We start from the raw sequence: 25,773 nt of genomic DNA on the forward strand, positions 1-25,773 counted from the left end.
CTTTGAGGTAGGACCATCGCGGCAGTCGCGCTCGTCCTCGAGACGGCCGCCCCGATGGAGAGTTCTCTTCACCCTTGCCGGGGACGGGAGGGTGTCGTAGGCGATTCTGCGCGCGGGCGACGCGACGTCCATTGGCTTACAGCGCCATCGGATCGCACGCATGCGACAGGTCGCGGCACCTCGGGAAGCGAATGACGCTGAGGTTCCACCGGTCGGCACGGACCGGCAAGTCAACCGCCGATGGTGACCGCGACGCTGTCCTCACACCACCTCGAACCCCACCGAAGCGGCCCGGAACGAAGACGAGGAGTCCCCCTTGACCGAGCGCACCTACAACCTGGCCGACCTCCTGGAGATCCTCGCGGCAGCGGACCCGGACAGGCCGGCGCTGGTGGCCGGCGACGTGCGGCTGTCCTACGGCGATCTGAACGCGCGGGCGAGCAGGGTCGGCCACCACCTGGAGCGGGTGGGTATCGAGCCGGGCGATCACGTGGCGATCCTGGCGTACAACCGGGCCGAGTGGCTGGAGTCGATGTTCGGGATACACAAGATCAGAGCTGTGCCGATCCCCGTCAACTACCGCTACGTCGCGGCGGAGCTCCGGCACGTCCTGGCTGATTCCGACTCCGCAGCGATCATCGGGGAGCGCTCGCTGCTGGCCCGCGTCGAGGAGGTCCGCGGCGACCTGCCGAAGCTGCGCCACGTCATCGTCCTCGAGGACGGCGGAGAGGAGACGATCCCCGGCGGGATGCCCTACGAGAAGGCACTCGCGGCGGCCTCGCCCGCCGACGATTTCCCGCCCCGCTCCAGCGATGACCGCTACATCATGTACACGGGCGGCACCACGGGTTACCCGAAGGGCGTGGAATGGCGCTGCGAGGACATCTTCTTCGGCGCTCTCGGAGGCGGCAGCTCCGGGAACACCCCGATATCCCGCCCCGCTGAGATCGCGGAAGCCGCGGACCAACCCGGCACCGTCATCCTGAACTGCGCGCCCGTGATGCACGGGGCCGGTCAGTGGATGACGCTCATGGGCCTGTTCATCGGAGCCAAGGTCGTGCTCTACACCGAGCGGGCGTTCGATCCCGAGCAGGCACTGGACCTGCTGTGCGCGGAGGGGGCGAACGTGGTGATGATCGTGGGTGACGCCATGGGCCGCCCGATCGCCTCCGAGCTGGCCAAGGGCCGGCATGACACCGGTCCGCTGTACGCGCTCTCGTCCGGTGGAGCGCCGCTGACCCCCGCCGTCCGCGACGCTCTCCGCGACCAGCTGCCTCACGTCCGTTTCGTCGACAGCTACGGCGCTTCGGAGACCGGGGTCGGCGGCGCCTCCGCCGCGGGCAGGAGCACCGGGACCGCGAGGTTCACGATGGGCCCCGACTGCACCGTACTCGACGACGATCTGCGCGTCGTCGCACCCGGTGAGATCGGCAAGCTGGCGCGCAGCGGGCACATCCCCCTGGGCTACTACAACGACCCCGTCAAGACCGCGGCCACCTTCTTCACCGACAGCGCAGGCACCCGCTGGTCGATCCCCGGAGACTTCGCCACCCTCGAACCTGACGGGACCATCGTGCTGCTCGGCCGCGGCTCCTTGGTGATCAACAGCGGCGGCGAGAAGATCTTTCCGGAGGAGGTCGAGGCGTCCCTCAAGGAGCATCCCGATGTCTGCGACGCGATCGTCGTCGGCGTGCCCGACGAGCGGTTCGGCCAGAAGGTCGCGGCGGTGATCTCCTCTCATCCCGGCAAGGAGATCCTCCTGGAGGATCTCCACGCGTTCCTGGCCGACAGGATCGCCGGCTTCAAGTTGCCTCGCGAGCTCAAGCTCGTGACCGAGGTCAAACGCACGGCCGTCGGCAAACCCGACTACAGATGGGCCGCCTCCGTCTTCGGCTGATCCGGTTCTGCGCTGTCGAACGCCTCGGGGGCCAAGGAAGGGAATGGCATGCATGGGTCATCCCGCGAGCCTGGCAGCCGTCCGGACGTGCTGATCGTCGGCGCCGGCGGAGCCGGTGCGGTGCTCGCGGCGAGGCTCAGCGCCGATCCCAGCCGGTCGGTGCTGGTCCTCGAAGCAGGGCCGGTCCCGGCCGGCGGATTTCCCGCCGGCCTGCTCGACGCGCGGCTGGTGCCCGGCGCACGGCCTGACCTGCCTGCCACGAACGTCTATCCGGCAGAGCTCACGCCAGGACGGCCTTATCTCGCGGTCCGCGGCAAGGTGCTCGGCGGCTCGACGACCGTCAACGGCGGCTACTTCATCCGGGCCCGGGAGTCCGACTTCACCCGCTGGGCGGCGGCGTCCGGAGATGCCCGCTGGTCCTACGCGGCGGCGCTGCCCTTGCTGCGCCGGCTGGAGAACGATCTCGACATGGGAGATCCGGACCTGCACGGCAGGGCCGGGCCGATCAAGGTCCGGCGGACTTCCCTCACCCACCCCGCGGCACGCGCCTTCGCGCAGGCCGCACGGGAACTGGGCCACGCCGCGGAACCCGACAAGAACGCCCAGGGCTCGCCGGGGTTCGGGCCGGTCCCCGTCAACGCGGACGGCGGCGTCCGGATCAACACCGGGGCCGCCTACCTCCTGGGCGTCCTGGCCCGCCCGAACCTCACCGTGCACGGCGACTGCACCGTGCGCTCCATCGTGCTGCGGCGAGGACCGGGCGAGCTGCGCGCGGCGGGCGTTCTCGCGGTCCGGGACGGCCGTGCCGAGGTGATCGAGGCGGGCCGGGTCGTTCTGTGCGCCGGGGCGTTCGGCTCCGCGCACCTGCTCCAGGTGTCGGGGATCGGCCCGGCCGGCGTACTGGTCGCCGCCGGGATCGAGATCGTCCATGAGCTCCCGGCCATCGGCGCCGCCTTCAGCGACCATCCGCAGGTCGTCGTGGAGTGGACGCCGAGCCGTCCGCTGCCGGAGCCCGAGGGGAGCTGGCTGGGCGGTGCGCTCCATCTGAGTTCGGACGGAGGCGAGCCCGGCGACCTGGAGATCCTTCAGTCGCTCGTGCCTATGGCAGGTCTCGTCCGGGGTGAGACGACGGTGCCGGGAGCGCCCCACGCGTTCCTCGTCTCGGTGCAGACTCCCCGGGCGCTCGGCCGGTTGTGCGCGACCTCGCCCGACCCGGACACCCCGCCTCGCATCCGCTACCGCTATCTCGCCGAGGCGGAGGATCGGCGGCGGATGCGAGAAGCGGTCAGGGCCGCCGTGGCGATCGTGGGATCGCACGCGTTCGCCGAGCTGACCGCCGGGCCGGCCGAGCCCGCGGGCCTGGACGACACCGCACTCGACGGGTGGATCGCCGCCCGCCTCGGCACGTCGCAGCACACCTGCGGGACGGTCCCGATGGGCCGCTCCGGCGATCCGGCGGCGGCCGTGGACGGCTGCGGCGCGGTGCACGGAGTGGCCGATCTGACCGTCGCGGACACCTCGATCCTGCCGACCGCCCCCCTGCGCGGCCCGGCGAACTCGGCCGTGCTGGTGGGAGAGGTGATCGCGGCAGCGCTGGCCTGAGAACTCGGGAACGGCGCACATCGCCGACATCGTGGCACGCAGCCGCAATGCGTAGATCGCCGCAACAACCAGACTTTTCGACGTATGTCGGGCGGTGCCGAGGTTCGCCCACGCCCGACAACGGAGGGGGACCGAGAGTGCTTGACGACAGCGGCGCCAGAGGAACGGATACGGAGGAGCCCGTCCCGGGTGGTGTCGTGCCCAGGCGTGGCAGGAAAGGCTCAGAAGACGGATCTCCTCGGCTGATCCTGCTGACCATGGCCGGCGCCGGGTTCCTCCTGTCGATGATCCAGAGCACCGTGGTACCGGCCCTGCCGCTGATGGCCGCCCAGCTGAACACCTCGCCCGCCACGGTGGCGTGGGCGACCACCGTCGTCCTGCTGAGTGCGTCCGCCATGACCCCCTTGATGGGCAGGCTGGGGGACGTCTACGGCCACAAGGTGGCCTTCGTCGGCGTGCTGACCGTGACACTGGCCGGCAGCCTGCTCGGAGCCCTCACCCACAGCGTGGGACTGCTGATCCTGGCGCGGGCGCTCCAAGGCGTGAGCCTCGGTCTCTTCCCGCTCGCCATGAGCGTCCTCCACCGGGAGATGCCCTCGCACCGGCTGGCCGGCTCGATGGCCATCACCGCGTCCGCGATGAGCGTCGGCGGATGTCTCGCCCTCGTCGCGGGCGGGCTGCTGACACTGAACGGCGCGGACTACCGCCGCATCTTCTGGCTCAGCGTGCTGCTGTGCTGCCTCGTCCTGCTGCTCGCCACGCGGCTTCCACGACGGCGGGGCCCGGGCGGACGGGTGGACTACGCAGGCGCCGCGTTGCTGGCGCTCGGCCTCTCGGCGCTGCTGCTGCCGATCTCCCAAGGAGAACGCTGGGGCTGGGCCTCGGCCGCCCCCGTGCTCGGGCTCTTCGGCATTGCGGCGTTCGCACTCAGCGCCTTCGTATGGCGTCAGGCCCGATCGCCGCACCCCCTGGTCGCCGTCGGCATGCTCAAGAACGGCCCCGTGCTGGCGGCGAACGCCGCCGGCTTCTGCGTCGGCCTCGCCATGCTGGTCCTCTACATGGGCGCCACCTACTTCGTACAGGCGCCGGCCGGCTCGGGATACGGCTTCGCCGCGGACGGCCTCAGGACGGCGTTCGTCTACATGCTGCCGGGCGCCATCGCCGCCATCCTGGCCGGTCCCGTCCTCGGCTCGCTGGTCCAGCGATTCGGCCCAAAAATCGTTCTGGTGTCGGGCGGCCTCGCCGGTCTCGGGGCCATGCTCATGCTCACCTTCAGGCATGACGCGACCGCCGACGTCGTGATCGCCATCGTGATCGGCGACCTCGCCATCGCCGCCGCCTACGCCTCGATGCCGGTGCTGCTCGTCGCGCATGTGCGGCCCGAAGAGACCGGAGTCGCGAACTCGATCAACTCGATCACCCGCACCAACGGCGGAGCCGTCGGGGCGGCGGTCGTGGGGGCTCTGATGGTGAGCGACATCAAGACGGTCGTCACCGGTACGGGGCCGATCGAGGTGCCGGTCGAGGGCGTCTACAACGAGATCTTCCTGCTCGGAGCCGTCTTCTTCGTCGCAGCCGCCGCGGCGGCCGCGCTCGTCAGGACCTCCCCTAACAGAACGTGACCATGAACCCCGGTAAGGAGAGCCATGTCAACGGCCAACACGCTTGCGGCGACCGCCGGAGGCGTCAACGAGAACCACGGTTCACTTCACCTCCACGACCTTGAGGTGAACTTCTTCGATTCGGCCGAGGAGCGCGGCGATCTTCCTCCGATCGTGCTCGTCCACGGAACCGGCGGCAGCACCCGCAGCCACTTCGGCTTCCTGTTCCCCATGCTGGCGGCCAGGCAGAGAGTGGTGGCGGTGGACCTGGCCACCCCGCAGGGCCCGCCGGAGGAAGGAACGGCCCGGATGGCGGAGCAGGTCCAGGCGGTGATCGAGAAGGTCCTACCCGACCGCCCCGTGACCCTCGCCGGCTACTCGCTCGGTGCGGTGGTCGCCGCCACAGCCGCCGGCACCCGACCGGACCTGGTGGGCGGACTGGTCCTGATGGCCGGCTGGTTGAAGACCGACGCGCAGCAGAAACTACGCAACGATGTCTGGCGGGCCCTGCGGCAGTCGGACGCCGAAGCGCTCCGGCGCTACCAGGCCTTCTGCGCCTTCAGCGCACCTCTCCTGGCGATGTTGAGCGAGGGCGAGATCGAAGCTCTCGTCTCGAGCTTCCGTACGGACGACGTCATGGCGGCCCAGATGGAGATCAATCGGCACGTGGATCTCACGGAGATCGCGCCGAAGATCACCTGTCCCACCCTCATCGTGGCCGGCACGGACGACTTGATGACGCCGTTCAGGCAGTCCAAGCGGCTCTTCGGCGCCATCGCGGACGCCCGATATACCGAGATCACCTCCGGTCACGCGATGGTCGTCGAGCGGCCCGCCGAACTGGTCCACCTGATCGCCGCGTTCAACGCCGACCCGAACGAGTATCCCGCGGGCGCGACCCTGCCGGCCCGTCGCCCCTGACCGCATCCCTCCGTACTTCTCCTCGAAGGAGCCTGACGTGCCCACCTCCACCCCAGACGCGTTGCGCAACGTTTCAGTGATCATCGTCGGCGCCGGCTTCTCCGGCCTCGGCCTCGGCATCCAGCTCCGCCGGCGCGGCGAGACCTCGTTCGTCATCCTGGAACGCGCCGATGACGTCGGCGGATCGTGGCGGGACAACACCTACCCGGGTGTCGCATGTGACGTTCCCTCGCCGCTCTACTCCTACTCCTTCCGGACCAACCCCGACTGGTCGCGGATGTTCGCGCCCGGCCAGGAGATCTGGGACTACCTGCGCACGGCCGCCCGGGAAGAAGGCCTGGAGCCGCACCTGCGCTTCGGCGCGGACATGCTCGAGGCCCGCTGGAGCGAGACCGACCACCGCTGGACGGTCCGGACGCCGCAGGGCGAGTTCCACGGTGACGTCCTGGTCGCCGCGACAGGACACCTGACGGACGTCAAGCTGCCCGAGGTCCCGGGCCTCGACACCTTCACGGGCGAGTTGTTCCACTCCGCCCGCTGGAACCACGACTTCCCGCTGGACGGAAAGCGCATCGGCGTGGTGGGGACCGGAGCCTCGGCGATCCAGATCGTTCCACAGCTCGCGGAGATCGCCGAGCGGCTCGTCGTGTTCCAGCGTTCGGCGCCCTACATCCAGCCGCGCCGGGACCGCGACTTCTCCGAAGCGGAGAAGAATCTCTTCCGCCGTGATCAGCGCACGGTCGAGGAGATGCGGGAAATGCTGTTCTGGTACAACGACTCCCGCTTCGCCGCCCGCCGTCTCATCGGCGACTTCCTCGCGGAGGCCACGTGGCAGGCGTTGAGCCACCTCGAGAAGCAGGTCCCCGACCCTGGGCTGCGCGCGAAGCTCACCCCCGACTACACGATCGGCTGCAAGCGGATCCTGCTGTCCGACGACTACTATCCGGCCATCCAGCGGCCCAACGTGCACCTCGAAGCGGCAGCCCTGGAACGGGTGGCGGGTTCGACGGCGTTCAGCGCCTCCGGACAGGGGTTCGAGCTCGACGTCCTGGTCGTCGCGACCGGCTTCGAGACCTACGACCTCGGTCGTCGTACCGGATCTTCGGACGTGCAGGGCGGTCCCTCGCCGACCACTGGTCGAACGGGATGCAGGCCTACAACTCGATCGCCACCGCCGGCTTTCCCAATCTCTTCCTGCTCAACGGGCCGGGGACGAGCCTGGGCCACAACTCGGTCATCTACATGATCGAGTCCCAGATCGACCACCTTCTCGCGGCCCTGGACTGGCGCTCCGCGCACGACGGGCTGGTCCTGGAGGTCTCTTCCGAGATCGAGAACGCCTTCGCGAGGCGCCTGGACGAGGTGGCCGCAGAAACAGTGATCATCCGGGGCGGATGCAGCAGCTGGTACCTCGACCCCCGCAACGGTCGGGCGACGCTGTCCTGGCCGGACTTCGCCCACCGCTTCCGGGACGAGTGCGCGCCCTTCGACCCGGCCGCGTACGGCCGGGACGAGCGGGCCTTGCGAGTCTGACGGAACACCGCACGGGAGGCCGGCTTTCCGACTCGCTCGGTCAGCCGTGGGTCCCACCATGACGTCGATCGGAGTCCGCAGCCTCCGATCGATCACCTGCCGTTCGGGGCGCCGAGTTCAACGGGGCACTCTTCGCTCCGAACGGCAGGCTTCGGTCAGCGAGTCCGCTGATCGTGTGTGAGGTGGCATCGCGCGGCGATGGCATGGCGCGGATTTCCTATGGGGCCGCGCTGATGGCCCAGGAAAGTAGGTGTGCCCCAACTTCACGTATAAGGAGACGCTCATGGGCCTGCTGGACGGCAAAGTGGTGTTCATCACCGGCGGAGGCCGCGGACAGGGCCGCGCCCACGCTCTCGCGTCGGCGCGGGAGGGCGCGGACGTCATCCTCACGGACATCGACGCTCCCATCAGGACGGTGCCGTACGGCCTGGCGGGAAAGGAAGACCTCGCTGAGACGGTTCGCCTCGTCGAGGACCTGGGCCGGCGTGCTCTGCCGGTCGTCGCGGACGTGCGTTCTCAGCAGGCGCTGGACGACGCCGTCGCCCAAGGCATCGCCGAGTTCGGGAAGATCGACTGCCTCATCGCCAACGCGGGCATCCTCACCGAGGGGAAAGTCTGGGAGCTGGACGACGAGATCTGGCAGGACATGATCGACGTCAACCTCACGGGAGTATGGCGCTCGGTCAAGGCTGTCCTGCCCCACATGATCGAACGGAAGAGCGGCTCCATCGTCATCACCGCCTCGTCCAACTCCGACGACCCCGATCCCGGCATCGCGCACTACACGGCCGCGAAAGCCGGTGTCATCGGCCTGATGAAGAACGTGGCGGTGGAGGTCGCGCCCTTCGGCATCCGTTGCAACGCGATCAAACCCGGCTTCATCGCCAGCGAGATGACCTCATGGCAGGGCATGCTGGACCGCTACGCCGGCCACGAGGGCGGGACCGTCGAGCACATGCATCAGGCCGGCTACTACTTCAACGCACTGCCGATGCCCATGATGCAGCCGGAGTCGACTGCCAAAGTGGCGCTCTTCCTGAACTCGGACCTGGCCGCCTATGTCACAGGCCAGCACTTCTTCGTGGATGCGGGCCATTCCGTCCTCTCGCGGACCAACCTGGGCGCGGTCATACCGTCCATCGAGGATTGACGCACGGACGGATGCTCCCTCACCCCCGGCATCCAGGCTCAGCCTGCAAGCAGGTGACGCAGTACGTAGGGCATGATGCCGCCGTGCCGGCAGTAGGCGGCCTCGCGCGGCGTGTCGAGGCGGGGCCGGACGTCGAAGGTGGTGGCGTCGGCGGTCACGGTCAGGGTCGGGGGGATGTCCGGTCCGGTGAGGCCGGTGATGGTGATGGTCTCGTGGCCGGTCAGGCCGAGCTCGTCGGGGCCCTGGCCGGGCAGGAACTGCAGCGGCAGATGCCCATGCCGACGAGGGGATCAGCCCATGACAAGCGGGCGAGCCAGCTCAGGCCGACTCATCCATCAAGATCTTCAGGACATTCCATGGGTCTTGATGAAGGCCGAACACCGGGTACTGGAGATCCAGACCAAGCTGCACCGTTGGGCCGGCGATGACGCTCAGCGCAGTTTCGACGATCTGTTCAACCTCGTGGCTCACCCCGCCTTCCTACTGGTGGCGTGGGATCGAGTCCGGGGGAACAAGGGGGCCCGCACGGCCGGAGTGGACGGGAGAACCGCACGCTCCATCGAAGCCGGGCAGGGAGTCGAGGTCTTCCTCGACGGGCTGCGATCTCAGCTGAGAGACCGCAGCTTCCAACCGGTCCCGGTAGGGGTGTTCACGAGTAGAGCTGGCCTGGGGCGCAAGAGGGGTTGAGAAGATCGCTTCCCGCAAAGAGAATGATCGTTTCCCGCGTACGCAGCTCGGGTGCTGACCGTTCAGGGGTCAGCGGGTCGCGTCGGGCATGCGGACCGTCACATAGGGATGCGGCTGTTCCAGCCACTCGCTGGTCAGCCGCGCTCCGGTGGTGCGGTCGATGACTGCGAGGCAGGCGGCCCTCCAGTCGTAGTCGGCGCGGTCGTCGAGGTCGTCCTCATCCTCTTCCTCGTCCTCGTCGGGGTCCTCGGACGCGGGTGCGGCGAAGAAGTCCGTCATCGCCTGCAGCTCGGGCCATTGAGTCAGGCCGGCATGGTGTTCCTGCCGCCCGGGGAAGAGCGCGTCGATCGCCAGGACGTGCTCGCCTCCGGCCGCGAAGCTCAGCTGGTTGTTGGCGTTGACGTTCCACCAGACGCTGTAGACGCGCGCTCTCTCGCTGAGCCGCCGGAGCACGGCGGGGCTTGTCCCGAGGTAGTCCGATTCGAAGAGAACGGTGGCCGAGCCGAACCCGTCAACGAACAGGGGGTAGGCGTCGCGTTCGGGCGGCCCGACGGCGTTGAGCGTCGCCGGCTTGTGCAGCCGGTAGGGCGTGTTCCCGGCGAGCCGGGTGGCGACCTGGTCCAACGTGAGTGCCTGCCCGTCGTCGGGCGCTACCACCGTCCAGCACATGCCTACGCCGAGCCACTGCGTGCTGTTCATCAGTTGCCGGTAGTGCTCGCGCAGGTCGGCAGTCGGCGGGTGTCCGGGGTTCAAGCAGGGGCCCCTTTGCTCGGCGGGAACGGATGGTGGAGATCATCTCAGAGGCGCGACGGAACCGGCCAGGCGATCTGTGCCTGGAGCTTTCTGCTGACTCTGCGGGCTCAGTAAGGGATCTTGCAGTCTTGGGGGTCAGCGATGCCATTGCCGCCTACAGTTTGGAGTTGCAGCCATGCGTTGAGTGATGGTGATGGTCTGGGATTGCCGCGAGGGAGGCGATGGTGACGTCACTGCTGGCCAAGCTGGAGCGGGCCGAGGAGTCCCCGCGGCAGCAATGGGCGGAGCTGTCTGGGCAGATGGAGGAGCTGCAGGAGCGGCTGGCCGTGGCGGAGCGTCGTCTGGAACGGCTGTCCATCGCGCGTGAGGAGCTGACCGCGCTGGAGGCGGCCGACGAGTCGGCTGTGGGGGAGGCCGGGGCGGCCGCCGACAGCCATCCTCATGGTGCGGGCGACACCACGCCGGGAGCTTCCGGGCACGCGGAGGTTCCCCAGGAGCGTCCGGTTCTGCGGGGTTGGGCAAGGACGCGGTGGTCTTGCTGGCCAGTTCCGATGCGGGCGCGGGATGTGGTGCGGGCGCTGGGGCAGCAGGATGTCCGCGGTCAGGTGGAGGGGATGCGCGCGCGGCTCAAGCGGCTGGTGGACGATGGCTGGCTGGCCGAGCGGGAGCAGGGTCTGTTCACGATCGCGGCCGGGGTGAACGGGTTCACCGGCGAAGGGAGCGCCGCCACGAGCTGAGTACGGCTTGCCGGTCCGGCGACTGGGTCAAACAGTGGTGCCGCCGAGTTGCAGCTCGACGGCACCGGGTTGCGTGAGCGCCCAACAGTCCTAACTCTTTGAAGGCTCGCGCCTTCGGAGCGTAACGCGATAGGAGGCTGTCGAGCCACGGCTGCTTCTGCCCAGATGCTCCGGGTTCTGGGAGCGGCGGAGGGAAGGCTCGACCATGCCATCGAGGTCATCACGGCGCTCGGCGCCGTCGCCGGGGCGCCGAGATGGTGTCCGGCCACAGCCGGACCGGGGACTGTAAAACTAACGGCGGATCTGATGATCAAGGAAGTGACGCTTGATGTCCGAGCCCGCCGTGGAGTCGCTGTCCATGAACGAACTGCCTGCCGAGCCGGACCGATCGATGACGGACGAGCAGCTGATCTCGATGCTCGTGGCCCGGGCCCGTAGTGAGGGGCTGCAGCTGACCGGTGAGGGCGGGCTGCTGCAGCAGCTGACCAAGCGGGTGCTGGAGTCGGCCCTGGAAGGCGAGATCACCGATCACCTCGGCTATGACCGGCACGATCCGGCCGGGAAGAACAGCGGCAACAGCCGCAACGGCAGCCGCACCAAGACCGTGGTGACCGACGTCGGCCCGGTCGAGGTGCGGGTACCGCGTGATGTGGCGGGCACCTTCGAGCCGCAGCTGGTGCGCAAGCGGCAGCGCCGGCTGTCCGGCGTGGATGAGATGGTCCTGTCCCTGTCGGCCAAGGGGCTCACCCATGGGGAGATCTCCGCCCACCTGGCCGAGGTGTACGGGGCGAACGTGTCCAAGCAGACCATCTCCACCATCACCGACAAGGTCATGGACGGCATGGCCGAATGGCAGAACCGGCCGCTCGATCGCGTGTACCCGGTCCTGTTCGTGGACGCGATCAACGTGGAGATCAGGGACGGTCACGTCGCCAACCGGCCCATCTATCTGGTGATGGCGGTCACCGTCGAGGGGCACCGTGACATCCTGGGCATCTGGGCCGGCGACGGCGGCGAGGGCGCCAAGCATTGGCTGGCGGTGCTGACCGAGCTGAAGAACCGCGGCGTGGACGATGTGCTCATGCTGGTCTGCGACGGGCTCAAGGGCCTGCCGCAAGCGGTGGAGACGGTCTGGCCTCGCACGATCGTGCAGACCTGCGTGATCCATCTGCTGCGCAACTCGTTCCGCTACGCCGCCCGGCAGGACTGGGACAAGATCGCCCGTGCTCTCAACGTGTTCATGGCCCTGATGAGCCTCGATCCCACCGGGCAGGGCCGCAAGAGATGGACCATGCGCTGGAAAGCGCCCTTGAACGCCTTCCAGATCGCCTTCGAAGGCCGCCTCACCCCTGCCAACCTCTGACCACTTCAACAACCAAGATCAGCCGTTAAGTTGACACTCCCGATCCCATCCGATCACCAAGATCGGACGGGATCCCGTCAACTTCAGTCCTGGGGTGTTCACGAATAGGGCTGGCCTGGGATGAAAGAGGGGTGGGGAAGATCGCTTCCCGAAGGGAGAATGATCGTTTCCCACATGCGGACGTGGCCGGATGTGGTGGGCGGCGTTGAGCCGCTCGGGGCGCGCCCGGCCGCACTCGAGATCACAGGTCCATCGTTGTCAGTGGATCGCCCACTCGTTCCGCGGTATCCGCTCGATGTCGTCGGCCCATGCCTCGTTGAGGAAGAGCGGGCGGGTCAGGAGTCGGTCGTCGGCACGTTGTACGCGCAGGATGAACCCGAGGTCCACTGATCCGGGCTCGTAATTGCCCGCGTAGTAGAAGGGCAGTGCCTTCGCGGTGAGGTAGTTCTCCAGCCATTTCTCCATGACTGATGGCACCCGCGCCACCAGCTCAGTGCCGTCGAGAGTCACCTGCGGACCGGTCCGCATGTCGATCGCGACACCAGCCAAGAGCTCCTGAACGTCGAAATACAGCTGCACTCCCTCGTGCTTCACATCGAGCGCACTGCTGCGTCGCCGCAGATCCTCCGGGGACCTGCCGAGCGCCCGTGCCACGTCGGTGTGGCTCATCCCGAATCTCAGCGGTCCGACGCCCACCAGCGGCACAAACTGCCACTGTTCCCGTTCCGCATCGTCTTTCACATCCCACCAGCCCATAGTCTCTCTCGTTCTCCCCTGTCCCGGCTGTCAACGTCGTTCCATCCAGCGGCAGGGATGGAGCTCGGTGCCCACCAAGTCGCCCGCCGGATAGGCCGCCCAGGCGCAATGATCAGCTCGGCCAAGGCGGCGTGGGCCTTCCCGAATCCTGATCACCCTCACGGACTGCCTGCTTCGCTGGCGACGGCCCATCCTCATGCTGCAATATGCGGGTTGCGATCTTACTGAGTCCATGGGGTGGCACCGCCGTCGAGCCATCCGCAGGGTCTGCGTGGAGGATTGGGCCGACGCCGCGGCGCTGGACCATCATTTCTCGCTACCGCACTTCACACACGTCGCGGCGGTGCTGGAGGAGATCCTGGCCGAGCCGTTCACGCTGCGCCGGCTGACCGGCATCCCCGGCTGACGTGACGCCCAGGGCGCAGATCCCGGCTGTTCGGCCGCGTTCCCGGCACGTACCAGGAATTGTTCAAGGCGTAAGGGATCGGCCGGACATTGTCTATCGTCGGGTGCTCCGTCCGTCTGAGGAACGTCCCGTCAGGTCGCCGGGTGGGGGCGCGGCCGGCTCCTGGAGCCGCACCGGTCCAGGGCCGTGGTCACGCAGTGCGTCGTCGGGGTTGAGCAGCAGGCAGGCCTTCATCGACAGGCAACCGCAGCCGATACAGCCGGTGAGCTCGTGTTCGAGCTTCTCGATGGCTCGACGGCGTTCCTCGAGTTGCTTCTTCCACGTACGGGAAACGCGCTGCCAGTCCTTGTGGGCGGGGGCGCGATCGGTGGGGAGGGTCGCGAAAATCTCAGCGACGTCCGACAGCGGGATATGCAGACGCTTGGCCACGATGATGAGGGAGATCCGGCGGAGCATGTGCCGGGAGAAGATGCGCTGGTTGCCGCCGTCGCGTTCGCTGAAGATCAATCCCTTGCGTTCGTAGAAGTGCAAGGCGGAGGCGGGCACGCCGGTCCGGCGGACGATGTCACCGATTGTGAGGTGGTCCTCTGGACTGACGTGCACGGCGGTTCCCTGCTGTGAAGATGGCGTCAGGCGGCGTGGCGAGACCTGGCGTGACTGTAGATGAGGGCGGCCACGACGATCGACAGCATGAGGCAGAGCAGCCCGGCGCCGAGCTGTGTGAGCTGCCAGGACCAGGTGAAGGCGTCCAGCTCTGCGGACTCGGCGCCGGGGGTGAGGCGCCCCGCGCCGACCTCGGCGGCACGGGTCGTATCGCCCAGCCTGGCCGCGAGGAGGCCGATCAGCGAGGCGCTGAAGGCGGCGATCACCATGGCCTCCGCCGCTCCGCGCAGCGTGTTGAGGAAGCCGGCTGCCATGCCGACCGCGTCAGCCGGGACCAGGGCCATGGCCTGGCCGTCCGTGATGCCGAAGGACGCCCCCATGCCGAGCCCGATCATCACCAGAGGCACCGCGACGGCCGCGACCGCGTCGTCAGCGTTCAGGCTCATCAGCCACAGGTTCCCGGCCACCACCAGAACCAGAGCGATCACCATCACCAGCCGGGCCGACACCCCCTTGTTGACCAGGGCGACAGCGGCCATGGGCATGATGAGCACGGGAGCGGTGAGCAGCAGCATGGTCACCCCCGCGGCGGCGGGCGAGAGTCCTGCCGCCGCCTGCAGGTAGGTCGGCAGGAAGACCAGAACGCCGAGGAACCCGATCGAGGTGGTCAGCGTCGCGAGGCTCCAGCCCAGGAAGCCGCGGTTGGCGACCAGGAAGGGTGCCAGGACCGGGGCGGCGCTGCGCCGCTGGGACAGGCCGAACAACACCAGTGTGACCAGGCCGGCGACGGCGGTGACCAGGATGGCCGGATGGGTCCAACCGAACGCGGGCGCCTCCAGCAGCGCGAACATCAGCAGGGTCAGCGCGGCGATGAACAACGCGCTGCCCGTCCAGTCGATAGGCCCGGTCCCGGTCGCCCGGGACTCTCGGGTACGGGTCGCGCCCAGGACGACCAGCAGGCCGATGACCGCGAAGACCGCGAAGCTCTCCCGCCACCCGGTGGTGGTGATCAGCAGGCCCGACAGGGTGGGGCCAACAGCGATGCCGACGCCGGCCATGGTGCCCATCAGGGCGAAGGCACGGTTGCGGGCCTCTCCGGCGTAGCTTGAGGCGAGGATGGCGCCGCCGGCCGCCATGATCCCGGCTCCGCCGACGCCGGAGACGATGCGGGCGATGTCGGCGAGGATGATCGCCTGGCTCAGCGCGGTCACGAGAAATCCGGTCACAAAGACCAGTGCCGCGGCGATGAACACCCGCCGATGACCGATCCGGTCGGCGGCCGATCCCGCGACGAGCGTCACGGCTGCGAAGGCCAGGTTGTATCCGGCGACGACCCAGTGCAGAAGGGACCCGGACGCGTTGAGATCACGGCCGATGCTCGGCAGCGCCACCGCAGTTCCCGAGATGGACATCGCGACCAGCACGACGCCGACCAAGACCACCGGAAGCGTCAACGGAGAGGGCCGATCCACCGCGTTGGGTTGCTTGGACGATTCTGTGGAGGTGCCCATGCCGCTCGCTTTCTCTGGTCCGAAGGCCGACGGTGGACAGCCCATCAGCTCAACCTAAGTTGAGGTCAAATGCGCTGGTGAGGCCTCTCCTCGGCGAAGGGCGCCCGCCAGTCACAAGCGCGCCGCGACCGCCTCCCTCGTCGAGGCTGTGCTTGCGGGCGGTCTGCTCGATCAGCTGTTGGCCATTTCGGCGCACGCGAAGTGGCTGAGGTGGACGGAAGTACGGGCCGTGCTTGAAACGGCCGGACCGAAGTCGATGCGGGCCATGCGGTGGATCCGGCGAAAGCACCCCGGAATTACGTGGAAGCAGCTCCGCCGACGCTACTGCGAAGGCGGCTGGTGGCCCACCACTGAGGAAGGAGAACTGTTCAACCCGGCAAAGTAAGCACGACAAGATACCGATACCGGGGGACGGTGATCCCGAACCCGTGGCCCACTACGGCCTGAGAATCTGACCAGGCCCAAACGGGACCTGTGGAGAGCCCGGTGCTCGGAGACGGGCACGCCGGGTTCGAGAGGCGGCTCGGGGAAACCCACTGGTGGAGGCATGAACAGGGCGCCCCGAGCCCTCACGGTGAACTCGACCCGAGCAAGGGAGTCGTCCTTGACCTGCGTCTCCTTCAGCAGCCGGGCCCAGGTGCCGTCCTCCTCCCAGCGCTTGAACCGCTCGTAGCAGGTCTGCCAGGGGCCGTACCGTTCGGGAACGTCCCGCCACGGCGCGCCGGTCCGCAGCCGCCACAAGATGCCATCGATCACCTCTCGGTGATCACGCCGGGTACGGCCGTGCCCACGCCTTGTCGGTCAGCTCACCACGTCGCACCACGATCGACCAGTGGGGTGACGTGGTGAGCTGACCGGGTTCGATCACGCGGCTTCGTGGCGGGGTCGGCCCCACGCTGCTGGCGTTCACTGCGGATGCGGGCGCGTTCACGACGTTCGGCGGCGAGTACGCCGGGGTGGCGGGCGTCGGCGTTGTGCCGGCGCAGGTAGGCCTGCAGTTCCCCGGGGTTTCTGGCGCGTGGCCTTCCCGGGGTCTTGGAGGTGCAGCGCTGACTCCGCCGGCCGGATGTGCGGGCGCTGCACGACTTCGAGGTCACCAGCCCACCGGGCCGGCGGCGTCGAAGAAGCTGCCGCTGGGGCCGTCTGCAGGCAGCGTGGCGGCGCGTACGACGACCTTCGCGCCCTCGGACGCAGGCTGTGCGCCTGAGCTGTTCATGTCGGTTTGGTTAGAGCCTGGGCATACCGAGTTCACCTTCACGGCGGTGTCCCGGAGTTCCACGGCGAGCCAACCAGTGATCGCGTTCAAAGCGGTCTTCGAAGCGGGGTAGGAAAAGACGGGAACCTCACCGAAAGGGTTCTGCTCAGACGTGAGGACTGTCAACGATCCCATGGTGGTGCTGACGTTCACGATCCGGCCCGCCGGCGAACGCTTCACCAGTGGCAGGAACGCCTGAATGACGCGGAGGGCACCGAAGACGTTCACATCGAAGGTTTGCTGCAGCGCATCCAACTTCACGCTGCTAGGACGACTGTCGCCCTCGGCGGCCGCGATTCCAGCATTGTTCACGAGTACGTCCAAGCCGGTCTCGTCGGCGATGTGCTCCCGGGCGGCCTGGATGCTGGCGATGTCGGTCACGTCAAGGCGGACGAAGCGGACGTCACCGTCGGCGGCCAGTTCCTTCGCCGCTGCTTCGCCTCGGCTTTGGTCACGGCATCCGAGCCAGACGGTGAATCCCTGCTGGGCGAGCCGGCGAGCGGTCTCGAAGCCGATGCCCTTGTTGGCGCCCGTGACGAGCGCGGTCTGGTGCGTGGTCATGAGAACGATGGTGAACCCAGCTGGCTGTACGATCCATAACGTGAAGTCCAATAATCCTTACGTATCGTCCAGCACTCGGTTGCCGCAGTGGTCCAGCGACCCGATTGCCGGTGCCATCGGCCTGCTGCGGCCCCGCACGGAGGTGCACCCAGACTTCAGGGCGGCCGGGCCGTGGGCGCTTCGCTTCGAAGCGTTTGAGCACGTGACGATCGGCGGCGTTGATCAGGGTGAGTGCTGGCTGGTGTTTGAGGACGACAGCGAACCGGTGCGCCTGTGCGAAGGTGACCTGTTTCTGCTGGTCAACCCTCCGGGGTACCGGCTGGCCAGCTCTCTCAGCGTCGAACCGCTACCGGCGCAGGTCCTGTGGGAGAGCACGGTGCAGGGTCAGGTGCGCATCGGTGCCGAGGGGGATGCGGACTTCGGCCTGTGCGGTGGGCGGTTCTGGTTCGACGAGGCCAACGCCGCGATGCTGATCGACGTGCTTCCACGGCTCGTGCACGTCAGGGCCGGCCACCGGCGCAACGGGCAACTCGCCCAGGTAGCCCAGCTGCTCAGCGCCGAGGCGAAGAACCGCACCGTCGGCAGCGTCCTGGTGCTGGACCATCTCGTGCAGATCCTCTTCGTGCACGTGTTGCGCGCGCACGCCGACCAGACCGATCATCCCGTCGGCTGGCTGGGGGCCCTGTGCGACGACGGCGTCGGTGCGGCCTTGCGCGCCCTGCATGCCGACGTCTCACACCGCTGGAGCCTGCAGGAACTGGCCGGCATCGCCCGCATGTCCCGTTCGGCGTTCGCCGCCGCCTTCAAGAAACAGCTCGGCACCCCACCGGGGGAGTACCTGATCCAGTGGCGTATGAGCCTGGCCCGCGACGCACTGCGCCGCAGCACCTGCTCGATCTCCCAACTCGCCGTCGCCACCGGCTACGAGTCCGAGAGCGCCTTCAGCACGGCTTTTCGGCGAGTGGTCGGTTCCTCGCCCAAGCAGTACCGCGCCGCCTCGGGCGATCGGACGGCACAAGCGTAGCCGGATGCCGGTCTGGCCGAAGGCGACCAAGCGCGCAGTGCCGGCCGCTGCGTTGACGCGGGGCGGAGCCGCCGAGTCCGCCTCAGTCGGTTTCCTCAAGCGGACAACGAGCTCACCGGCCACCGGCCGCCCGGCGAACACCGTCCCGCTCACCCGGCCGCCTGGCCATACCACTCCCCGTCGGCGCCACGCAGCCCAGCTAGCTGCCGGGCGAGGATTGCCCCCTGTGCGCTTCCTGGTAGTCGAGGACGGCGTCGCCGTTCTCTCGGGCCCACTCGGTGACATGCGGATGGGCGGCTCGAGGGTCTTTGCGAGGTCGGTGAGGCTGTATTCCACCCGTGGCGGGGCCTCGGTGTAGGAGCAGGGGTCCTCGGCGCCGACGCCATGATGATCACCGCCCGGCGCACCCGGATCGACCCGTGCCCGCCCCGGCGCACGATCTGCTGCAGCCGGCGCCCCTCGTCCTCGCTCAACCGCCGTGCTCTGACCGGCTCTGCCATCCACGCACCTCGCCCTCGACGACAACATGCGTGCATCGAGAGTGACCGATCGGTCGGCTACCGCGCGCACCGGATCGGTGTCTAACTCGTCTCGGTGCACTATCGTCATCAACTCACTGATGAGTTCCACCCGAGCGGGACCGTGAGTCCTTCCTCGGCCGCCACCACCTCACCGCCGAACTCCTTCCGAGCAGCGGCCACGGAGGCGGCCCGGTCGTTGCCCGGCCAGAAGTGGGTGAGCAGCAACCGGCGTGCGCATGCGCGGCGGGCCCAGTGGCCGGCCTCTGTGGAGGTCAGCAGGTTGCGGCGACACCGGCCCGACTCCCGCACTCGCCGAACTCGGGCACGACGCCTGCCGCCGCCGTCAGCGACGACATCGAGCGCCTGCTCGGCCGCGCACCACGCTCACTCGCCGAGTTCGCCACCGACCACCGCGAGGCATTCCTGGCATCGCCCTGACCCATCGGAGCGGGAAGATCACGCGCACCGCCGCGAGAAGTCGCCGTAAGGCCAGGTGGCTTCGAAAGAGTCTTGTGGCCCCACCTGGCATGGCCGAATTCGGTCCGAAGATCCCGGCGTCATGGAGGATCGACGACGGGGAAGGCGGCGAGCCCCGGTGCTGCTGCGCGGTCAGGCGGAGCCGGTGCGGTCGTGCCCGCCGGGCGAGCGAGGAGTCAATGGCGATGGTCGTAGGCGTGGCGGGCTGCGGCGATGACGGGGCCGGCGTGGCGGGCCCATGCCGCGAGAGCCTCCAGGGGAGCGCGTATGTCCTCGACCAGATCTGTGGTGGCGTATTCCACCCGGGGTGGGGAGTCGGGGTAGACGGTGCGGGTGATCAGCCCGTTGCGTTCCAGGTTGCGCAGGCTCACGGTCAGCATCCGTCGGCTGATGCCTTCGATCGCCCGTTCCAGTTGGGTGAACCGGTGCGGGCCCTCACCCAGTTGGACCAGTACTTGAGCGCTCCACTTGTCCCCGATCAGGGCGAGGACCTCGGGCAGCGGGCAGTCCTCTGGCGAGGACGCATCGGTGGGGGCTGTGAGCTGGTCTGTTACCGCGGTGTTCCGTTGCGACAAGAAAGTGCCTCCTTCCGGACGGTCCCATGATCCTGAAGGATGAAGCCTGTTACAAGTCGTAACGTTCCTGGACAAAGGCCCTTCATCGGTCGTTTGCCCAGCGACTCTTGCTTGAGGACGAGGAGCGACACGTGCCCACCGCACGCAGCCATGGTTTCAAGATCTCCTACGAGGTGTTCGGGGACGGCCCGCCGGTCGTGCTGCATCCGGGCATGTTCCAGGACGGCGCGCATTGGGCCCACAGCGGATACACTCCGGCCCTGACCGCCGCCCACACGGTGATCGCCATCGATCCGCTGGGACTGGGCGCAAGCGACGCCCCGCACGACATCGAGGCATATTCCTTGCAGCGTCGGGTCGACTGCGTCACCGCCGTGCTCGACGATGCCGGCGCTGACCGGGCCGCGTTCTGGGGCTACTCGCTGGGCGCCATGACCGGCTACGCGGTCGCGGCGCACGCGCCCGAACGCCTGACCCGGCTGGTCGCCGGCGCCTTCGATCCCATCAACGGTTTTCGCTCCGCGGTCGACCAGGCGATTCGGGAGCTCGGCTTGCCCGCCGACATCGATGCCTACGAGATCGTGAAGCAGGGGGCTTCGGCTGATCCGTATCAGGCCGTCCTGATCGGCGCCGGGGACCTGGGCGCCTTCCGCGCCAATTACGATGCGTTCTCCCGCGAGCCCGGCCTGGCCACCGAGCTGGCGGCCTGCGGGGTGCCCATCTTGATGTACGCGGGCACGGCCGATCCCTGGCACGACCCGATGCGGGCGTTCGCCGAACGCGCCGGCGCGGGGTTCTTCGCCCTGCCGGACGCTGACCACAAGGGCGGCTGGGACAGATCCGCCGATGTGCTGCACCACGTACTGCCGTTCCTGGCCGAGGACAGGCCGTCACATCCCAGGCCGTGACAGCCCCTTCGCGACCCAACGTCGGTGAGAATGACAGCGTCCACCTCCAGGCTTTCGCGCGGAGATGGGCGCGCAGATTGATGATCAGCCCGTGCTGCGCTGTTCAGTGCGAGCGCGGGTTGGGCACGTCGCAGTCGTAGGAGCCGGCCCGGACGATCACGGGAGATCGAAGGGGGTGGGGGAGTGGCCTTCCCAGATCTGGCGGGATGCCTTTTCGGGGTAGGGCAGGGTCTTGGGCTCGGTGTCCAGGACGCGGGTGAGGTGCTCGCCGGGCCGGTGGGCGGGCCAGCCCGCGTCGCCGGTGGCCACGAAGCGGACCCAGGCCTCCTGGAGTTCGCGGGAGAGTGCGAGGGCCTCGGGCGGGGGCTCCTCGCCGATGAGCTGGGCGCCGACGGGGCTGTCCAGCGTGCCGAACGCCAGGGGCACGTCGAGGCTGTGGCAGGCGCCCAGGATGCCGCCGAGGGCCGGGGCGGCCCAGCACAGTTCGAACAGGTACGAGGTGCCGCCGGCTGCGGTGTTCGCCTCGGCCAGCTTCTGTGACGGCATGCGGAAGAGGGCGTCGGAGTACACCGTCTCCACCAGTTCGTCCGGGCCTGCCTGCGGGAACGCGGCACGGTAGGCCCGCGCGCCGTCCGGCTGCGGGGCGAGCAGGTGCAGGGCTGCGCGGGCGTCCTCCTCGGTGAAGGTGCCGTACCGTCCGCTCATGACGCTGAAGTACCGGAATTCGTCCCGGGTGTGGCCGACGAGCAGTTCGGTCCCGCTCGCGCGGGCGCCGGTCAGCGCGGGCCAGGGCGTTTCCGGGAGGACCTCGCCGTCGACGACGGGGCACAGGGCGGTGCCGGTCTCGGTGAGGCGTCCCCAGCTCTCCCGGTGCGCGTGGAGGCCGGCGTTGAAGGAGGTGAGCTCGGCGGCCAGGTGCCAGGGGTCGATGTCGCGCAGGGCCTCGGCGGTGGGGGCCGCCGCGCCGAGCCGGTCCGCGAACGCGGCGGTGACCTGGCGTGCCAGCGCGGGGGTGCTGTGCAGCCCCGGCACCGAGTGGGCGATGGCCCGCCGGAACAGTCCGCGCGCGGACTTCATCGTCAGCAGGGCGGCGACCGAGCCCGCCCCTGCGGACACCCCGCCCACGGTGACCCGGCCGGGGTCGCCTCCGAAGGCGGCGATGTTGCGCTGCACCCACTCCAGCGCCGCGATCTGGTCGAGGAATCCGCGGTTGGGCGGCGCGTCGTCGAGTAAGGCGAATCCCTCCGCGCCCACGCGGCAGTTGATGGTCACCACGACGACTCCCGCCTCGGCCAGCGCCGCCGGGTCGTACATCGGGTCGCTCGAGGCCGCCGAGAGGTAGCCGCCCACGGGGATCCACACCAGCACCGGCAGTCCCGCCGCGCCGGGATCCGGCGTGCCGACGTTGAGCGTCAGCCAGTCGCTGCCCTGCGGGGGCACGTCGATCGGCAGGGACAGCGGCACCACGGGGCCGAACTCGACCGCCTGCCTCGTCCCCTCCCAGCGCTCCGGCGGCGCGGGCGCGGCGAAGCGGAGCGCTCCGACCGGGGGCCGGGCGTACGGGATGCCGCGGAACACCGCGTGCCCCTTGCGCCGGCGCCCCTGCACCACGCCTTCCGTGGTCCGTGCCTTGGGCTGTTCGGACATGACGATTCCTTCCCTGGGTGGGCTCAGGATTATGGGTCAAGTGTATTATGTCAACTGTATGGGAACAGTCCCGGGGTGCGAGGGAGGGGCCGGCGATGCCGAAGCAGGTGGATCACCGCGAACGCCGCGAAGCGATCGCCCGCGCGCTGTGGCGGGTGGTGGAGCAGCGCGGCGTCGCCCAGCTGACGATGCGCGTGGTGGCGCAGGAGGCGGGCATGTCACTCGGTCAGCTGCAGCACTACTTCGCCTCCCGTACCGCCATGCTCTCCTTCGCCATGGACTTCGCGTCCGAGCAGACCTCGGTGCGCGTACGCCAAGGGCTCGAGAAGCTCGGGGACCGTCCGCACCCGCGTGAGGTGCTGCGACTGGCGCTCGCGGAGATGCTCCCCCTGCACGCCGACGCCCGCGCGACCAGCCGGATGAGTGCCGCCTACGTCCTGGAGGCGCTGCACGACGAGGCCGTGCACGAGCAGGCACGCCGCGGCCTCGTCCAGGGGCGGGCCCTCGTCGAGCAGGTGGTCCGCCAGGCGATCGCCGACGGGCACATCGACCCCGGCCGCGACCCGGCGACCGAGACCAACCTGCTCCTCGCCCTCACCGGCTTCACCTCCCTGATCGAACTCGACGTGATCGGGCCCCAGGACGCACTCGCCGCGCTCGACGTGCATCTGGACCGGCTGTTCACACGTACGTGACCATCGGCTCGGGCGGACCGGTCAGGTGGTGAGGCACTCGACGTGGCGCATCACCCTGCGGCAGAAGGAGGTCACTCCGTACGGGTCGTCGGTGAACTGGGAAGGCTTGATGCAGAAGGTCGTGAAGCCCTGGGACATCTGCTCCGGGATGGATGCGAGGGCACGGAAGAGGTCGCCGCAGGAGTCGTCGTCGGGGAAGTTCGCGCGGATTCCGCCCACCATCTCAAGGTCGGCGAGCTCGCGTCCGGCGGCCGCCATGGCGTTGGCGAGGCGGGCCATCTCGGCGGGGGTGGGACGGCCGAGCGGGTTGAAGGCGTGGCCGTGCCGCACGATGCGGCGCACCATCGCCTCGTGCATGCCGGCCCCGCCGAAGCACAGCCGGGGGCCGTCGGGGTGGTAGGCCTTGGGTTCGAAGTAGACGTCGTGGAAGGAGAAGAAGCCGCCCTCGTACGACACGGGCGAGGGCCCCCACAGGCGAGCCCAGATCTCCAGGTGCTCGTCGAGCAGGCGTCCACGCTGGGAGAACGGCACACCCAGGGCGGCGTACTCGTCGCGGCTCCAGCTCACGTTGGGCAGCACGGTCAGCCGGCCTTCCGACAGGAGGTCCAGGGTGCCCAGTTCACGGGCGAGGAGGAGCGGGTGGCGGAGCGGGGCGATCACCGCCGACGCGGCCAGCCGGATCCGCTCGGTGACGGAGGCGATCGAGGCCAGGATGAGCAGGGAGTTGGGCCAGGGCATGTACGGGTCCTGGTTGCCGGGCATCGCATAGTCGCGGGGGTTGCCCATGACGCCGTTGGCGGCGGCGTCCGGGCCGAGCACGATGTGCTCGCTGAGCATGACGGAGTCGAATCCGGCGTCCTCGGCCTCGCGGGCCCAGCGGACGAGCAGGGGCAGGTCGACCTTTCCGCCGGTCATGGTCCAGTTCTCGGAGAGGATGAGTTGCATGCGGGGAACGGCCATCGGCGGGACTCCAGGGTTTCCAGGTGTGCGTCGGTCAGGTCACCAGGTCGGACACGGCCTGGCTGTTCTCCTTGTCACGTTGTCTGGCCCCCACGACCGTCCCGGCGCCGAAGACGGCGAAGGGCAGGGCGACGAGGAACCAGCCGAGCCCGGACAGGGCCCACGACTGGGCGGCGGGATCGACGCCTTCGGCCGCGGTGCCGGCCAGCAGGCCGAAGCGCGACACCAGCAGGTACATCGCGAGAAGGAGGCCGGCGATCGCGGCTGCGGGGGCGAGGAGCGTGCTCCACGCGTTCCCGCCGCCTTCCCTGCGGAAGGAGACGATCACGGCGACGGAGACCAGGATCTCCACCAGGACGATGGCCAGCACGGCCAGGGCGCTGAACCAGGTGAACAGGTGCACCACCGGGTCCCGGCCGGTGAGGACGAACACCACGATGACGATCAGCGAGGCCGCGGAGACGGCGGCCGTGCCCAGCGCGGGAGCGCCGCGCCCGTTCACCTGGCTGAGGGCGCTGGGCAGCACCCCGGCGCGCGCCATGGAGAAGACGTAGCGCGCCGCGCTGTTCTGGAACGCGAGCAGTCCTGCGAAGAGGCTGGACAGGACCAGCCAGCTCATCACCGTCGCGAGCCAGCCGCCGACGTACTGTTCTGCGACGGCGAAGAGGACCGCGGCGGGGTCGGCCAGCGGGGTGCCGCCGACCGAGGAGATCTCCGCGACCCGGTCGGCGACCGCGCCGGACCCGAGGCCGCTGACCATCGCCCATGAGGTGAAGGCGAACAGCAGCGCGATGAGCGAGACCGAGATGTAGGTCGCGAGCGGGACGGCGCGTTTGGGGTCCTTGGTCTCCTCGCCGTAGATGGCGGTCGCCTCGAAGCCGATGTACGAGGCGAAGGCGAAGGTGAGCGCGATGCCGGCCGTGCCGGTGAACCCACCGGCGAGCACGTTCCCCGGTGCGAAGGACGAGCCGAGCGCCAGCCCGTCCGGACCGCCCCCGTTGAGGAGCACGGCCGCCGCCACCGTGATGAGCGAGAGCACCTCGAGCACCATGAGCACGCCGAGGACCTTGGCCCCGATGTCCACGCTCAGCGCGGACAGGCCCGACACCACGGCCCAGGCGATCAGCGCCCACAGCCACCACGCCAGGTCGAGGCCGGCCGTGGCCTTCATCTGGCCGGCGATGACCGCCCCGAAGAACCCGAAGACCGCGAGCTGGATCGTGAGGTAGGCGAGCAGCGACACGAAGGCGGATCCGACGCCCGGGGCGATCCCCAGGCCGCGGCCGACGTAGGCGAAGAAGGCGCCGGTGTTCGTGACACGGTGGCTCATGGCCGAGTAGCCGACGCTGAAGACCAGCAGGATCAGCCCGACCACGAGGTAGGCGCCGGGAGCTCCCGCGCCGCTGCCCAGGACGATCGCGATCGGGGCCGCGCCCGTCATGCCGACCAGGGGAGCGGCCGCGGCGACGACGAAGAAGACGATCCCGGCGATCCCGAGCCGGTTCCTCGCCAGGTGCACGCCATGCGCGTCGGGCGGGGGGAGCGCCGTGCCGCCGTGTTCCATGTTCTTCATTGCAGGTCTCTGTCTCTCTGCCGGATCACGACGGTTCGCGCGGATCCTCGGGTATGG

The 25,773-nt window shown here is 68.9% G+C and carries 23 protein-coding genes and 2 pseudogenes; 13 read left to right on the plus strand and 12 right to left on the minus strand.

Going from position 1 to position 25,773, the window contains the following annotated elements:
• Window positions 1-316: 316 nt before the first annotated feature.
• The 7 genes from AB0K12_RS45155 to AB0K12_RS45185 all read left to right on the plus strand — a co-directional run bounded on the left by AB0K12_RS45155 (window position 317) and on the right by AB0K12_RS45185 (window position 8,704).
• Entirely contained in the window at window positions 317-1,897 is a 1,581-nt protein-coding gene (locus AB0K12_RS45155; RefSeq protein ID WP_364574946.1) for an acyl-CoA synthetase, read from the plus strand.
• A gap of 48 nt (window positions 1,898-1,945) precedes the next feature.
• Window positions 1,946-3,499, plus strand: a complete 1,554-nt coding sequence (gene mftG, locus AB0K12_RS45160) for a mycofactocin system GMC family oxidoreductase MftG (RefSeq protein WP_364574948.1) — start codon at window positions 1,946-1,948, stop codon at window positions 3,497-3,499.
• Window positions 3,500-3,756: 257 nt separating this feature from the next.
• Window positions 3,757-5,121: an MFS transporter gene (locus AB0K12_RS45165; protein ID WP_364574950.1), complete on the plus strand. Its 1,365-nt coding sequence runs from the start codon at window positions 3,757-3,759 to the stop codon at window positions 5,119-5,121.
• A gap of 24 nt (window positions 5,122-5,145) precedes the next feature.
• Window positions 5,146-6,021: an alpha/beta hydrolase gene (locus AB0K12_RS45170; RefSeq protein ID WP_364574952.1), complete on the plus strand. Its 876-nt coding sequence runs from the start codon at window positions 5,146-5,148 to the stop codon at window positions 6,019-6,021.
• 37 nt (window positions 6,022-6,058) lie between these two features.
• Window positions 6,059-7,267, plus strand: a complete 1,209-nt coding sequence (locus AB0K12_RS45175; RefSeq protein WP_364574954.1) for an NAD(P)/FAD-dependent oxidoreductase — start codon at window positions 6,059-6,061, stop codon at window positions 7,265-7,267.
• Window positions 7,264-7,554, plus strand: coding sequence for a hypothetical protein (locus AB0K12_RS45180; RefSeq protein WP_364574956.1), 291 nt, complete (start codon window positions 7,264-7,266; stop codon window positions 7,552-7,554). Before AB0K12_RS45175 ends, AB0K12_RS45180 begins: the two co-directional genes overlap by 4 nt.
• 283 nt (window positions 7,555-7,837) lie before the next feature.
• Window positions 7,838-8,704: a mycofactocin-coupled SDR family oxidoreductase gene (locus tag AB0K12_RS45185; protein WP_364574958.1), complete on the plus strand. Its 867-nt coding sequence runs from the start codon at window positions 7,838-7,840 to the stop codon at window positions 8,702-8,704.
• A 318-nt stretch (window positions 8,705-9,022) separates the two neighbouring features.
• On the opposite strand, the gene AB0K12_RS45190 is transcribed toward AB0K12_RS45185, so the two are convergent.
• Together AB0K12_RS45190 and AB0K12_RS45195 are read right to left on the minus strand one after the other, a co-directional pair.
• Entirely contained in the window at window positions 9,023-9,175 is a 153-nt protein-coding gene (locus AB0K12_RS45190) for a hypothetical protein (RefSeq protein ID WP_364574960.1), read from the minus strand.
• 285 nt (window positions 9,176-9,460) lie between these two features.
• Entirely contained in the window at window positions 9,461-10,144 is a 684-nt protein-coding gene (locus AB0K12_RS45195; protein WP_364574962.1) for a DUF6461 domain-containing protein, read from the minus strand.
• Window positions 10,145-10,365: 221 nt separating this feature from the next.
• On the opposite strand from AB0K12_RS45195, the gene AB0K12_RS45200 reads away from it, so the two are divergent.
• A complete protein-coding gene (locus AB0K12_RS45200; RefSeq protein ID WP_364574964.1) occupies window positions 10,366-10,881 on the plus strand; it encodes a hypothetical protein in 516 nt (171 codons plus the stop codon).
• 391 nt (window positions 10,882-11,272) lie between these two features.
• The gene (locus AB0K12_RS45205) at window positions 11,273-12,244 is read left to right on the plus strand and encodes an IS256 family transposase (protein WP_364575024.1); all 972 of its coding nucleotides are present in this window, start codon (window positions 11,273-11,275) and stop codon (window positions 12,242-12,244) included.
• 258 nt (window positions 12,245-12,502) lie between these two features.
• Here AB0K12_RS45205 and AB0K12_RS45210 read toward each other — a convergent pair whose 3' ends face one another.
• Window positions 12,503-13,000 carry a hypothetical protein gene (locus AB0K12_RS45210; protein ID WP_364574966.1) on the minus strand — a complete coding sequence of 166 codons (498 nt, stop codon included), beginning with the start codon at window positions 12,998-13,000 and terminating at the stop codon, window positions 12,503-12,505.
• 271 nt (window positions 13,001-13,271) lie between these two features.
• Between AB0K12_RS45210 and AB0K12_RS45215 the strand changes: the two genes are divergently transcribed.
• Window positions 13,272-13,406 (plus strand): hypothetical protein, encoded by a 135-nt coding sequence (locus tag AB0K12_RS45215; RefSeq protein ID WP_364574968.1) that lies wholly within the window; start codon window positions 13,272-13,274, stop codon window positions 13,404-13,406.
• Window positions 13,407-13,499: 93 nt separating this feature from the next.
• Here AB0K12_RS45215 and soxR read toward each other — a convergent pair whose 3' ends face one another.
• The 5 genes and pseudogenes from soxR to AB0K12_RS45240 all read right to left on the minus strand — a co-directional run bounded on the left by soxR (window position 13,500) and on the right by AB0K12_RS45240 (window position 17,336).
• A complete protein-coding gene (gene soxR / locus AB0K12_RS45220; RefSeq protein ID WP_364574970.1) occupies window positions 13,500-14,009 on the minus strand; it encodes a redox-sensitive transcriptional activator SoxR in 510 nt (169 codons plus the stop codon).
• Window positions 14,010-14,035: 26 nt separating this feature from the next.
• Window positions 14,036-15,451, minus strand: a complete 1,416-nt coding sequence (locus AB0K12_RS45225; RefSeq protein ID WP_364574972.1) for an MFS transporter — start codon at window positions 15,449-15,451, stop codon at window positions 14,036-14,038.
• 684 nt (window positions 15,452-16,135) lie between these two features.
• A pseudogene (locus tag AB0K12_RS45230) lies at window positions 16,136-16,346 on the minus strand (transposase); the annotation flags it as partial.
• A pseudogene (locus AB0K12_RS45235) lies at window positions 16,327-16,518 on the minus strand (hypothetical protein); the annotation flags it as partial. The pseudogenes AB0K12_RS45230 and AB0K12_RS45235, both read right to left, overlap by 20 nt.
• 95 nt (window positions 16,519-16,613) lie before the next feature.
• The gene (locus AB0K12_RS45240) at window positions 16,614-17,336 is read right to left on the minus strand and encodes an SDR family oxidoreductase (RefSeq protein ID WP_364574974.1); all 723 of its coding nucleotides are present in this window, start codon (window positions 17,334-17,336) and stop codon (window positions 16,614-16,616) included.
• A 40-nt stretch (window positions 17,337-17,376) separates the two neighbouring features.
• Between AB0K12_RS45240 and AB0K12_RS45245 the strand changes: the two genes are divergently transcribed.
• Window positions 17,377-18,360 (plus strand): AraC family transcriptional regulator, encoded by a 984-nt coding sequence (locus tag AB0K12_RS45245; RefSeq protein WP_364574976.1) that lies wholly within the window; start codon window positions 17,377-17,379, stop codon window positions 18,358-18,360.
• Between the two features lie 1,174 nt (window positions 18,361-19,534).
• Here the strand turns inward: AB0K12_RS45245 and AB0K12_RS45250 are convergent.
• The gene (locus AB0K12_RS45250) at window positions 19,535-19,933 is read right to left on the minus strand and encodes a helix-turn-helix domain-containing protein (protein ID WP_364574978.1); all 399 of its coding nucleotides are present in this window, start codon (window positions 19,931-19,933) and stop codon (window positions 19,535-19,537) included.
• A 131-nt stretch (window positions 19,934-20,064) separates the two neighbouring features.
• On the opposite strand from AB0K12_RS45250, the gene AB0K12_RS45255 reads away from it, so the two are divergent.
• Window positions 20,065-20,841 carry an alpha/beta hydrolase gene (locus AB0K12_RS45255; protein WP_364574980.1) on the plus strand — a complete coding sequence of 259 codons (777 nt, stop codon included), beginning with the start codon at window positions 20,065-20,067 and terminating at the stop codon, window positions 20,839-20,841.
• 156 nt (window positions 20,842-20,997) lie between these two features.
• On the opposite strand, the gene AB0K12_RS45260 is transcribed toward AB0K12_RS45255, so the two are convergent.
• On the minus strand, window positions 20,998-22,488 hold the full coding sequence (locus tag AB0K12_RS45260) for a carboxylesterase family protein (RefSeq protein WP_364574982.1): 1,491 nt from the start codon (window positions 22,486-22,488) through the stop codon (window positions 20,998-21,000).
• Window positions 22,489-22,583: 95 nt separating this feature from the next.
• On the opposite strand from AB0K12_RS45260, the gene AB0K12_RS45265 reads away from it, so the two are divergent.
• On the plus strand, window positions 22,584-23,183 hold the full coding sequence (locus AB0K12_RS45265) for a TetR family transcriptional regulator C-terminal domain-containing protein (protein ID WP_364574984.1): 600 nt from the start codon (window positions 22,584-22,586) through the stop codon (window positions 23,181-23,183).
• Between the two features lie 21 nt (window positions 23,184-23,204).
• Here the strand turns inward: AB0K12_RS45265 and AB0K12_RS45270 are convergent, their stop codons facing one another.
• Window positions 23,205-24,128 carry a TIGR03619 family F420-dependent LLM class oxidoreductase gene (locus AB0K12_RS45270; protein ID WP_364574986.1) on the minus strand — a complete coding sequence of 308 codons (924 nt, stop codon included), beginning with the start codon at window positions 24,126-24,128 and terminating at the stop codon, window positions 23,205-23,207.
• A gap of 49 nt (window positions 24,129-24,177) precedes the next feature.
• Window positions 24,178-25,716, minus strand: coding sequence for an APC family permease (locus tag AB0K12_RS45275; protein WP_364574988.1), 1,539 nt, complete (start codon window positions 25,714-25,716; stop codon window positions 24,178-24,180).
• Window positions 25,717-25,773 lie beyond the last annotated feature (57 nt).

It is taken from the genome of Nonomuraea sp. NPDC049419, from assembly GCF_040676995.1.
Lineage (GTDB): Bacteria > Actinomycetota > Actinomycetes > Streptosporangiales > Streptosporangiaceae > Nonomuraea > Nonomuraea salmonea.

Excerpts from the sequence above, each read along its gene's own strand:
- mftG (WP_364574948.1), top strand. The coding sequence starts at position 1,946 with ATGCATGGGTCATCCCGCGAGCCTGGCAGCCGTCCGGACGTGCTGATC.
- AB0K12_RS45165 (WP_364574950.1), top strand. The coding sequence starts at position 3,757 with ATGGCCGGCGCCGGGTTCCTCCTGTCGATGATCCAGAGCACCGTGGTA.
- AB0K12_RS45170 (WP_364574952.1), top strand. The coding sequence starts at position 5,146 with ATGTCAACGGCCAACACGCTTGCGGCGACCGCCGGAGGCGTCAACGAG.
- AB0K12_RS45180 (WP_364574956.1), top strand. The coding sequence starts at position 7,264 with ATGATCGAGTCCCAGATCGACCACCTTCTCGCGGCCCTGGACTGGCGC.
- AB0K12_RS45185 (WP_364574958.1), top strand. The coding sequence starts at position 7,838 with ATGGGCCTGCTGGACGGCAAAGTGGTGTTCATCACCGGCGGAGGCCGC.
- AB0K12_RS45200 (WP_364574964.1), top strand. The coding sequence starts at position 10,366 with ATGGTGACGTCACTGCTGGCCAAGCTGGAGCGGGCCGAGGAGTCCCCG.
- AB0K12_RS45205 (WP_364575024.1), top strand. The coding sequence starts at position 11,273 with ATGACGGACGAGCAGCTGATCTCGATGCTCGTGGCCCGGGCCCGTAGT.
- AB0K12_RS45210 (WP_364574966.1), bottom strand. The coding sequence starts at position 13,000 with ATGGGCTGGTGGGATGTGAAAGACGATGCGGAACGGGAACAGTGGCAG.
- AB0K12_RS45240 (WP_364574974.1), bottom strand. The coding sequence starts at position 17,336 with ATGACCACGCACCAGACCGCGCTCGTCACGGGCGCCAACAAGGGCATC.
- AB0K12_RS45260 (WP_364574982.1), bottom strand. The coding sequence starts at position 22,488 with ATGTCCGAACAGCCCAAGGCACGGACCACGGAAGGCGTGGTGCAGGGG.
- AB0K12_RS45265 (WP_364574984.1), top strand. The coding sequence starts at position 22,584 with ATGCCGAAGCAGGTGGATCACCGCGAACGCCGCGAAGCGATCGCCCGC.
- AB0K12_RS45270 (WP_364574986.1), bottom strand. The coding sequence starts at position 24,128 with ATGCAACTCATCCTCTCCGAGAACTGGACCATGACCGGCGGAAAGGTC.
- AB0K12_RS45275 (WP_364574988.1), bottom strand. The coding sequence starts at position 25,716 with ATGAAGAACATGGAACACGGCGGCACGGCGCTCCCCCCGCCCGACGCG.